The organism is Candidatus Protofrankia californiensis (assembly GCF_900634765.1).
In the GTDB taxonomy this organism is placed as follows: Bacteria; Actinomycetota; Actinomycetes; order Frankiales; family Frankiaceae; genus Protofrankia; species Protofrankia californiensis.
The window spans coordinates 2,687-4,747 of the sequence record NZ_CAAAFT010000271.1; the positions used below are offsets into that span (position 1 = coordinate 2,687).

A 2,061-nucleotide genomic window follows, 5' to 3' on the forward strand; every position below is an offset into this window, starting at 1 on the left:
GGCCGGCGCTCGTCCACCGAACTACCGCGGTGGACGAGCGCATCACACCCACAAGGCGACCTGCTTCTGGCCTTTAGCGCGCAGCCGTTCAGGGAGTAGCGCGCAGCCGTTCAGGCGGCGACGACCGGTGACGACCGCCACAGACCTCGGCGCCGCTTCTTCTCGATCTTCTCGGTCTTGTCCGCTCCGGCCGGGACAGGAATCTGCGCGGCCGACGGACGCAGGTCGATGGCGACCGTCCGCCAGCCCTCGTAGACCTCTTCGGACTGGAATCCCCGCGCGGCCAGTACCTGTGCGACACCGACGAGCTGCTCGTATGTCCGCTGGTCGTCAGCCTCGTCCGGACGGTCGTCCTCGGCGAACCGGCGCACGACCGCGCAGCCCACCCGCAGTTCGGACAGGGCGCGCGTCAGTGTCCAGGTGCGGACGAAGGTGCACGGCTCGTCCGGATCGGCGACGGGGAGACCGCCCACGTACTCCTCCAGGATCTTGACCACCTGTTCGGCGGTCGCGGGACCCGATTCCGCACCGACCCTACCCATGCGCATCTGCAACATCCTCTCTGATATGTGAACCAACTCCGGACCGTGACAACCGGACCGTGACAGCCCGACCGTGACAACCGCGAACCGGCTCGCGTGGAACCGATAGCGCATCTTCTCGGATGATGCGGTCGCTCCCGGCACCGGGGTGCTCACGAGACATTGCCGACACATTCGCCTACAAGGTGTTTGAACGCCCGGACAAGGGTAAAGATCGACCAATCTGTTGATCAAGCCTGTGGCGCCTGCGTGGGGCGCCGGACATGACGTCCGTACAAGCTCTCGTCCGTACAAGCTGCTCGGCCCAGAAAGGACCGCCATGCGTACCCGGGTACAGGTCCCCATCGTCGCCCTGGTCTGGTTCGCCGTCGGCATCGTCGCCGCAATCAGCAAGAACTACCAGGTTCACTCCGGATCCCAGCTCGCCACCTTCGTCCTGGCCGTGATCATCTGGCCGATCCTGGTCCTCGGCGGCACCGTGAGCATCCAGTTCTGACCCGTACTCGCCCGACCCGTACCCCGCCGGGACTCGCTCGACCTGCGCCCTGCTGCCGACGGCAGCTGTGACGTCGCCGGAGGTGACGACATCGACCGGCCGTGGCAAAGGAGGCATCCAGCGATTACCCGGGACCTGCGGGTCGAACCGTTCCAGCTCAGATTAGAATCTGTTTACAGAATATGACGTGCGGTGACGGACAACCCCGGTCAGGCGGAGAAAACCGTGTCAGAAGAATCTGCGAACGTGGCCGGGCCCATCGATGTCACGGCAGGTGTCACACCGATCCGGGTTTTTCTCCTGGACGATCATGAGCTGGTCCGCCGCGGGCTGCGCGATCTTCTTTCCGGGGAGCCCGGTATCGAGGTGATTGGCGAGGCCGATCATGCCGACGGCGCGGACCGGGTGATCCTCGCCGCACAACCCGACGTCGCGGTACTCGACGCACGCCTGCCGGACGGCAGCGGCATCGAGGTGTGCCGGCAGGTCCGGTCCCAGGACTCCGCCATCGCCTGCCTGATCCTCACCTCGTTCGACGACGAGGAGGCTCTGGTCACCGCGATCATGGCAGGCGCCGCCGGGTACGTACTCAAACAGGTCCGCGGTACGGCTCTGGTGGACGCCGTGCGCCGGGTCGCGGCGGGTCAGTCTCTTCTCGACCCCGCTGTGACTCCCCGGCTGCTGTGCCGGCTGGGCCAGGAGCCCACCCACGACGAACGGCTCGCCGGCCTGACCGAACAGGAACGTCGCATTCTCGCGCTCATCGCCGAGGGGCTGACCAACCGGCAGATCGCCAACCGCCTGTTCCTGGCGGAGAAAACCGTGAAGAACTACGTGTCGAGTCTGCTGGCCAAGCTCGGGTTGGAGAGCCGGACCCAGGCCGCCGTCTTCGCCACCAAGCTCGCCCACTGACGATGCTTGTCGACGCTCGTCAACCGATGATCGATTAACTACTGTCAGTAACTACAGACCGAGTTGCGCGGCGTCGCCACACCGGTCGTGCCGTCCTGCGTTGTCCAGGCC

Annotated in this window: 3 protein-coding genes; 2 read left to right on the top strand and 1 reads right to left on the bottom strand. The window is 65.7% G+C overall.

The genetic code is table 11. The annotated features are described in order from the left end of the window. Window positions 1–110: 110 nt before the first annotated feature. Window positions 111–548, bottom strand: a complete 438-nt coding sequence (locus DD1DGNOD_RS14895; RefSeq protein WP_131767043.1) for a hypothetical protein — start codon at window positions 546–548, stop codon at window positions 111–113. 313 nt (window positions 549–861) lie between these two features. On the opposite strand from DD1DGNOD_RS14895, the gene DD1DGNOD_RS27080 reads away from it, so the two are divergent. Together DD1DGNOD_RS27080 and DD1DGNOD_RS14900 are read left to right on the top strand one after the other, a co-directional pair. After that, window positions 862–1,038 (top strand): hypothetical protein, encoded by a 177-nt coding sequence (locus tag DD1DGNOD_RS27080; protein WP_165035016.1) that lies wholly within the window; start codon window positions 862–864, stop codon window positions 1,036–1,038. A gap of 225 nt (window positions 1,039–1,263) precedes the next feature. Then, the gene (locus tag DD1DGNOD_RS14900) at window positions 1,264–1,950 is read left to right on the top strand and encodes a response regulator (RefSeq protein WP_131767044.1); all 687 of its coding nucleotides are present in this window, start codon (window positions 1,264–1,266) and stop codon (window positions 1,948–1,950) included. Window positions 1,951–2,061: the final 111 nt, after the last annotated feature.